Origin of the sequence: Lentzea sp. (assembly GCF_035525475.1) — a bacterium.
Classification (GTDB): Bacteria; Actinomycetota; Actinomycetes; order Mycobacteriales; family Pseudonocardiaceae; genus Lentzea.
In genome coordinates, this window is record NZ_DATLEC010000256.1 from 1 (window position 1) to 8,413 (window position 8,413).

Consider the following 8,413-nt stretch of genomic DNA (forward strand, 5'->3'; position numbering starts at 1 on the left):
CGCGAGGCGGGCGAGGCGGACTCGGTGTCGGCACCGGTGTCCGCATGGCGTTCGGTGCGGCCGAACCCATGCCAGTCGAAGCAGAGCACGGTGGCGTCGTCCTGAAGGTGATCACCACAGGCGCGCCTCACGGCCCTCGTCGCCGCCCGGACCACCTCCCTGGGGTGCAGCCCCTCGGTGGCGCGGAGCAGCGCGGGCAGGTCCACGGCTTCGGCGTCGCGTTCGTACATGCCGTCGGTGAACAGCACCAGCCGGTCTCCGGGGCGCAGGTCGAGATGTTGCACCCGGTAGGGATACGGCTTGACGCCGAAGAGCAGGTCGACCTTCAGCTCGAGCGGCTCCACCACCCCGTCGCGCAGCAGCAGCGGTACGGGGTGACCGACGTTGACCAGATCCACCGCCCCGTTGTGCAGATCCAGGCGCGCGAGCAGTCCGGTTGCCAGCGATCCCCTACCGTGGTCCAGCAGTGCGTAATTGCCCTGCACCGCTTGCTCGGCCAGATCGTCGCTGGCCCGGCGGGCCCTGCGCAGCGCTCCGACCAGCAGGGTGGCGGTCAACGCCGCGGCCACGTCGTGACCGACGGCATCGGTGATCGACAGGTGCAGGGCGTCACGGTCCAGGGCGTAGTCGTAGGTGTCACCACCGATGTCGTGGGCGGGCACCAAAGCGCCGGCGACGGTGAACTGCGCGGCCTCGCAGCAGGACGCCGTGGGAAGCAACTGGTGCTGGATCTCCGCGGCCAGGGTCATCATCGTGGTGCGCCGGCCCGAGTGGTAGAGGTCGGTGAAGCGGCGGTCGGTGACGATGACGTAGGCCAGCGCGTGCGCTGCGTCGCCCAGCTGTGCCAGCATCTCCTCGTCGGCTGAAGGCACGGACACCTCGAGCAAGCCGATGCAGTCGCCCCGGTTGGTCACCGGCAGCACCACTCTCACGCCGTCGCCGTCCTGCTCCTGCCACGGCCGCTGAGTGCGCAGCACCTCGTCATAGACGCTGCCTTCCAGATCGACGCACTGCGCACCACTCCCGCCGAGGTCCTGCGTGGTCGAGACCAGGCGCACCAGCTGCTCGTCACCGACGTCGATCAGCAGGAACGACACGTCGAAAGCCTCGAACCGCTTCGCCAGGTCGCGCGCGACGACGTCGATCGATTCCACCGGCGGTGCGCTCTCGGCCGCCGCCAGCACATCACCTGGTCGCACTGCCTCACCGTCCACGGCAACCTCCGAGCAGTCGGGCCACCCAACTAGATCACCAGCGTCGGTTGGACGCAACGCGCCTACCGGCGACCCGGATCCGATGCACGGGACAGCAGCACGGAGCCCGGCGCGCACGACCTGCGCCGTTCGCCAGGCCTCCGGCACAGCCCTTCGCCGACGACGTACTGGGCCTTGTCGATCTCGATTGCCCCAGGCACGAACCTCTTCACCGCACGGGCGACGCCACGGCCTCACGGTGGCGGAGAAATCGGGGTACGGCAAGAAGGTCTACGCGGCCGGATACCCGTCGCACCGCTCACAACCTCAGCTCGTCGTGCTTGATCCACCGGGCGAGCAGGACGGACGCGTCGTCCTGCGACACGCAGTTCTGGTGTGCCAGCACGGCCTTGACCAACCGGCGCGCTGTCTCCGGTGGTGGGTGCGCCGCCGCTGCCTCTCTCTCGAGGAAGTCCGCCAGCCGCGTCTCACCGAAGGGCTCTCCGCTGTCATCACGTGCTTCGGTGACTCCGTCGGTGTAGAGCAGGAGCCAGTCGTCGGGCTGCAGCACCTCCTCGGCGATGGTCAGCTCACCGGTTCCCAGGCCGAAGGGCGGCCGGTGTCCGCCGGTGAGCCGTTTGACGACCTTGCCGGAACGCATCAGCAGCGGCGGCGGATGCCCTGCGTTGACGTACCGCAGCCGGCCGGTGGCCAGGTCCAGCTCCGCGAGGACACCGGTCGCGAACGCGCCGTGGGGGAACTGGCCCGCGATGGTCTCGTCCACGGCTCGGGACTGTTCGAACAGACCGTGCCCGGCACGGCGGGCGCTGCGGCTGGCGGCCAGCGCGGCGGCCGCCACGAACCCGTTGCGCATGGTGTGCCCGACGGCGTCGAAGATCGCCAGCGACGCCATGTCCGCCGACAACGCGTAGTCGAAGGCATCGCCGCCGACCTCGTAGCAGGGCTCCAGCAAGCCGGTGATGGCGAAGTTGTCGGTGGCGGCGGTCAGCGGCGGCAGCAGCTGCCAGATCAGGTCGGCGGCCGGGGTCCTCGGACGTTGGAGGCGGACGGCGTCCAGGCCATCGCCGTAGTGCGTGCTGATCGTGACCAGACGACCGATGAGGGCGGACAGCCAGCGGCACCGCATGTGCAGGTCGGGGTCGTGCAGGTCCGCTCCTTCCCGAGGGGTCACCTCGAGAACGCCGAGGCGTTCCACCCCGTCGAGCAGAGGTACCCACAACCGAGGGTGCCCGCCAGTGGTGGCGGGGACCGTCCGCACCGTTCGGAACGCCCGGCCCGGCAGGGTCGAATCCACTCCGAACGAAGTGAGATCAGAGCTTCCGAAACCGCCCAACGGGTGCAGCGCACGCTGTTCGTAGTCGACGAGGTAGATCGCGATCCGCAGGCCCAGTGCACGGCCGGCGCACGCCGCGACGGCCGGCAGGCGTTCCGGCGGTGCCTGGTGCATGCCGTCGAGCAACTTCACCAATCCGGCCAGGGGGCCGGTGCGGGGGCTGTTTCCGCGCGACCGGAACGTGTAGGGGACCCGATGCGGCCAGGTGAGCTCGTCGAGACGCTCGTTGACCGCGTGTGCCAGCACATCGCGCTGCAACGCGGGCAGGGGCATCAGTCCGTGCAGGAAGGCCTCGACCTCGACCGGCCCCGCGTCTCCGCCCAAGGCGAAGTACCGCGTCCACAGCTGCTGCAACGTCAGGTCGGATCGGTCGAAGGCGAGCGACAAGACCCGGCGCTGCTCGTCCTGCTGTGTCGAATCCTGATCAGAGGACATCGTCGTCAGCGGTCACGTCGGACGGTGGAACGGACGAGCGCGCCGGTCAGGTCGCGCATCTTCTTGTTCTCCTCGTGGGAGGCACGCGCCAGCATGGCGAATGCGGTTTCCTCGTCGACGTGCTCACGCGCCATGACGATGCCCTTGGCCATGCTGATCACATCTCGGCCGCGCAGCTGCTCGACGAGCGCGTCGCTGAGCTTCCGCGCGTTGTCGAACGACCTCACGTTGGCCACCAGGATCGCCGCCTGCGCGGCGAACATCGTGAGCAGGTACTCCTCGTGTTCCCCGAACGCGCCTGGCTCCCGGCCGTACACCTTGATCGCCCCGACCGCGTCGCCGCCGGCGACCATGGGCGCGCTCAAGGCCGCTCGCATCACCGATTCCCTGGCGACGGAGATCCAGCGCTGCCAGCGCGCCTCCCCGGCGATGTCGTCGATGCGGAACACGCGGCGCTGTTCCCACGCGCTCAGGCACGGGCCCTCCCCCAGTTCGTACTGAAGCCCGTCCAGCTGTTCCACGACCGGATCGGTGGCCGCCGCGGTCGTCCTGCGGCCCTGCTCGTCCAGCAGCGTCACGCCGGCTCCCGCGGTGCCGGGGACCGCCTCCGAGACCAGCGACGTCACCAGGCTCAGCGCCGAGTGGACCGTCTCCCGCGACAGCAGCAAACCCGACATCCGCGCGGACACGGCCGCCAGTTCGTCCGCCAGCGGCAGATCATGGCTCATCTACCTGGCTTCCCCGCGGGTAGAGCCGCAAACGGGCAGGACGGCGTCAGGCGTCGTGGGCAGGCAGGTGGGCATCCGTCGTGCCCGTGCGGCGTCTTCGAAGGCCCGCTGCGAAGTGCAGCGGCACGGCATCCGTCCCGTGGCCGCCCTCTGAGAACGCGCGGGCGATTCGCCGGTACCGCAGACCATCCGTGATCACGCCCGTCGTGTCGCCAGCGGCGGAGCCCCGACCGCGATCGCGCGACATCCGGCCTCTCGCGCAGCCCGCGCGACCATCCCCCGCAACCCGAACAGCTCACATCGCACCTGCTGGGCGTCACCGCACGCCGCAGTCGATGGTGTTCGCTCCCGATGCGTCCCCTCGGCACGTGGACGAGGTCGATCGCCAACGGCGGCACCGGTGTTCCGCAAGACGACGTTGTGGCACCCTCGGCGTCCGCTCCGGCCGGACCGCCGCGTTCGGCGTGCTCACCCGCGCGGGGCTCATCACCACCCGATCGGTGACATCGCCGAACGTCCGACGCCGATGGCGGTTCCGCGGCTCTGGTGCGGGTACCCGACTCGAACAGCCCCTGAGCGGGCGACCGATGACTCCGAGTTGAACAGGCAGCTCGTGCCATGAGCATGCCGAAGTCGCCAGGTGGAGTGATCAAGTGAAAATCGCGATGGTGTCTGCTCAAGCAAGTCCGTTGAACGAAGCGTCGGATCCACATGGTGCCCACGTCGCCCGGCTGTCGTCCGCTTTGTGCGGGAGCGGGCACGATGTCACGGTGTACACCCGCTGCGAAAGCAGCAGCGCCACGCCCGGGCGAGTGCGCACGGGTTCTGGCTACGACGTGGTGCACGTCCCCGCTGGACCGGCGAGGCCGCTCGCGGAAGAGCAAGCGTTGCCGCACATCGGCGCCTTCGCCCAGTTCCTCCTGCACGAATGGGCCGCCGCCCCGCCCGACGTGGTGCACGGGCACCTGTGGGCGTCCGGCATGGTGAGCGTGCTCGGCGGGCGGCGGATTCGAGTTCCGGTGGTGCAGACGTTTCACTCCCTGGCAGCGGCCGAGATGCGTCATTCGGCGGGTGAGACCGGGCTGGGACAACGGGGCAAGGTCGAGGTGCTGGTCGGCAAGGAGGCCGCCCACGTCGCGGCGGTCAACTCGGACGAGGTGGCCGAGCTGATCAAGGCGGGCGTGAGCAGGGCGAAGATCACCCTCGTGCCGGGCGGGGTCGACATCGACGCGTTCATCCCCGAAGGGTCGCGGACGAGGCGTGACCGGCTGTACCGCGTAGTCACCGCCGGGCCGTTGCTGCCGCACCAGGACGTCGAAGCCGTCATCACGGCGTTGTCCAAAGTGGATGAGGCCGAACTGGTGGTCGCCGGGCTTCCGGAGAGCGGACGACTGCACGACGATCCCGAGGTCGCGAGGTTGAAGCGCCACGCGGAGCACCTCGGCGTCGGAGAAAGGGTCGTGTTCGCCGGCGCGGTGCCGCACTCGGCGATGCCGGCTCTGTTGAGGTCGGCGGACGCTGCCGTCTGCGCCTCGTCGTACGAACCGTCCGGTGCCTTCGCGCTCGAAGCGATGGCGTGCGGCGTCCCGGTCGTCGCCACCAGGGTCGGCGGGCTCGCCGATGTGGTGGTGCACGGTGTGACCGGCCTGCTCGTTCCGCCCGGTGAGCCGGAGAGCCTGTCATGGGCCCTGCGGTCGCTCCTGCTGGACGACACGCTGCGCAACGAGTTCGGGGTTGCCGGTCGCGACCGGGTCACCGCACGGTACTCGTGGAGCCGCGTCGCAGCGGACGTCCTGCGCGTCTACGAACGGGCCGGAGCGGTGGCCGCCACGACGGTTGCCGCGCATCCGGCCTGGTAGGCACGAGCCAGGCCTTCACCGCGGTGAAGGCCTGGCTCGCCTCAGCGGCTGGACGGCGACCTGCACCACCGGGTTGTCGCAGAACTCCTCCAGCGACACGGGCAACGGGATGCGCCAGTTCGGGTAGCTGCCCGCGGCGCCCGGCAGGTTGGCTTGCCGCGCCTCCGTCAGCAGGTCCTGTGGTGCGGCCAGCAGCAACCGGCACGAGGTGCGGGCCAGCAACTCGTGCATCGCCACCACGATCTCCTGCTCGGACGCGTCCTGACCGAGCAGTCCCTGCTCGGTCAGGAGATCGACGAACTGGTCGCGCTCGATCCACGCCCGCGCACGTTCCTGCCCGACGGGCAGGTCCAGCGCATCGTGCTCGGCCCGCACCCGCACGTGCTCAGCCCGCAGGAACCCGGTCGCGGTCGGCAGGTCGTGCGTCGACACGCTCGCCATCGCCTGAGCCGGCCACCGCTCAGGCGTCACAGGCCGGTGCTCGGGGTCACCGGGCTCGCGCTGGAACCACATCACGGCGGAGCTGAGCATCCCCCGGTCGTGCAGGGCGCGCGTCACCTCCGGCTCGACCGTCCCCAGGTCCTCGCCGACGACCACGGCTGCGGCGCGGTGAGCCTCCAGGGCGAGGGAGCCGAGCATGGCCTCGGCGTCGTACCGCACGTAGGTGCCCCGGCCGGGCGGCTCACCCGGCGGGATCCACCACAGCCGCCACAGGCCGGCCACGTGGTCCACCCTGATGCCGTCGGCGTGGCGCAGCACACCGCGCACCGCATCGCGGAAAGGCTGGTAACCGCAGGCGGCGAGCCGATCAGGGCGCCAGGGCGGCACCCCCCAGTCCTGGCCCCGGTGGTCGAAGGTGCCCGGAGGAGCCCCGATGGTCGTCTTCAACGCCAGCACGTCCTGCAACGCCCACGCGTCCGCGCCCGACGGTGCGACGCCCACCGCGAGGTCACCGATCAGGCCGACGTTCAGATCGGCGGAGTCCCTGGCCGACGCGACCTGCTCGGCGCACAGCCCCTGCAACCACGAGTGGAACGCGATGCGCGGCGCCAGCTGCGCGGCCGCTTCCGCCACCGCGGACGAGTCCGGACGCCGCAACGCGGCGGGCCATCGACGCCAGTCGGCGCCGTGCCGCTCGGCCAGCGAGCAGAACGTCGCGAACCGCGCCGTCGCCGGCTCCGGCAGCCGGTCCTCCGGCGGCGCGCAGGACCACAGCAGCTCCAGCGCCGACAGCTTGGCCTGCCAGGTGGCGTCGTGGTCGACGAGATCCCCCGCGAACGGCCTGAGCTCGTCGACGGTCTCACGGATCTGCGGCGGCGCGTAACGGTAGGCGGCGGTGTCCTCCACCCGCAGGTAGAGGGGATTGAGGTGCTGCCTGCTCGACGGCGAGTACGGCGACCGCTCGATCGGCGAGACGGGAGTGACGGCGTGCAGCGGGTTCAGCAGGACCACGCCCGCGCCGAGACCACCGCACCAGCGGACGAACGACCTGAGGTCCCCGAAGTCGCCCATGCCCCAGGACTCTCCTGAGCGCAGCGCGTAGAGCTGCACCATCCATCCCCATGCCTGCGGGGGCACCGTCAGGCGCGGCGGCGCCACGAGCAACGCGACCCGCCGCTGCCCCACCTCCAGCCGGTGCACGCCGAGCGGCAGCTGGTCCGCGTGCACCCGATCGGCCACCGGCAGCTGACTGCCGGCCTCGAGGTGCACGACACCACGACCCGGCAGTGCGAGAACCTGCCGTCCGGTCAGCACGACGGTGTCCGGCAGAACTCCGGCGGCGCGGCGATCCCGGACCTTCGCGAGCTCGTCACGGACCGCGGGCGCGCTCGACGCGTCCACGTCGAACTGCGCCAGCACCGCGCGCACCACCGACGGGTCGACCACCACGTGCTCCTGGTCGGCGCCGCGGTACCAGGTCGCCACCCCGTAGGCATCGGCGAGCTCGTGCAGTTCGTCGTTCACCACGCGCACATCAGCCTCCCAGCGCCCCCGCAACGAACTTCCCCTGCGAGACCCGCCGAAACCGCAGGCAGGCACATGCTCCCCCGGCAGGCAGATCCGCCAGGGCGGAGGCGGTTCGACAGGTGTCGCACCGGTTCTGCGGGGTAACCCGCGCCGCCGTGCGCCGGCGAAGGGGAGTCATGACCACGCTGAAGCCTGCACCGGTGGTACCGCACCCGGCCAGGAGCGCTCGAGGTCGCAAGGGCTCGGCTTTCCTGGAGTTGCCGAACACCACGGATCGCGAGCTGATCGGATCATGTACATGATCACGTCGTTCGGGTTCTTCGTCGTACCGCTGCGGATCGGCTCGCCGGACGGCGCGTTCCGCGCCTGAACGCCTTCGGCTTCATCGTCACGGTCCTGCTCGGCGGCCTGCCTGGGATCCTGCTCGCCTCACCGCCGCTCGACTTCCACGTCACCGACACCCACTTCGTCGTCGCCCACTTCCGCTACGTGCACTCGGCACCATCGTCTTCGCCACCTGCTTCTGGTTCCCGAAGATCACCGGCAGGATATGAGCCAACCGCTGGGCGAACCGCACTTCTGGACCACGTTCCCCGGGTTCCACGGCACCTTCCTGGTCCACCACCGGCTCCGCCGGATCGAACGCGGGGTGCTGGTCCTCATGGCCGGCGCATGCCTGCACACGAGTTGCCCGCGTCGGGACCAGCGCAGCACCGGCGGCGCGGTGCGAACAGGCGTCCCGGTCGGCACGCACGAAGTCGATCAAGTGCTCACCGATCAAGCTCCGGGGAGTCGTGCGGAGCGTGGGCGCTTCGACCAGAACGAGCTGAGCCGGCTTTCCCGGGGCGCGGTGCGTAACCACCGAGGGTGGGTAAG

General features: G+C 70.3%; 5 protein-coding genes and 1 pseudogene. 2 read left to right on the forward strand and 4 right to left on the reverse strand.

Features of this window, described 5'->3' with window-relative positions; all coding sequences use genetic code 11:
* From VM306_RS38905 to VM306_RS38915, 3 genes are all read right to left on the reverse strand, one after another.
* Window positions 1-1,199 (reverse strand): PP2C family protein-serine/threonine phosphatase (locus VM306_RS38905; RefSeq protein ID WP_325524122.1); only part of this gene is annotated, 1,199 nt, incomplete at its 3' end.
* A gap of 313 nt (window positions 1,200-1,512) precedes the next feature.
* Window positions 1,513-2,982 carry a PP2C family protein-serine/threonine phosphatase gene (locus VM306_RS38910; protein WP_325524124.1) on the reverse strand — a complete coding sequence of 490 codons (1,470 nt, stop codon included), beginning with the start codon at window positions 2,980-2,982 and terminating at the stop codon, window positions 1,513-1,515.
* A gap of 5 nt (window positions 2,983-2,987) precedes the next feature.
* The gene (locus VM306_RS38915; RefSeq protein ID WP_325524127.1) at window positions 2,988-3,710 is read right to left on the reverse strand and encodes a GAF and ANTAR domain-containing protein; all 723 of its coding nucleotides are present in this window, start codon (window positions 3,708-3,710) and stop codon (window positions 2,988-2,990) included.
* 653 nt (window positions 3,711-4,363) lie between these two features.
* Here VM306_RS38915 and VM306_RS38920 point away from each other — a divergent pair.
* Complete coding sequence (locus VM306_RS38920) at window positions 4,364-5,569, forward strand: glycosyltransferase (protein ID WP_414672504.1); 1,206 nt, start codon at window positions 4,364-4,366, stop codon at window positions 5,567-5,569.
* A gap of 15 nt (window positions 5,570-5,584) precedes the next feature.
* Here the strand turns inward: VM306_RS38920 and VM306_RS38925 are convergent, their stop codons facing one another.
* Window positions 5,585-7,534 (reverse strand): 4-alpha-glucanotransferase, encoded by a 1,950-nt coding sequence (locus VM306_RS38925; protein ID WP_325524129.1) that lies wholly within the window; start codon window positions 7,532-7,534, stop codon window positions 5,585-5,587.
* 363 nt (window positions 7,535-7,897) lie between these two features.
* Between VM306_RS38925 and VM306_RS38930 the strand changes: the two are divergent.
* Window positions 7,898-8,168: pseudogene (locus VM306_RS38930) on the forward strand (cbb3-type cytochrome c oxidase subunit I); the annotation flags it as partial.
* Between the last annotated feature and the right edge of the window lie 245 nt (window positions 8,169-8,413).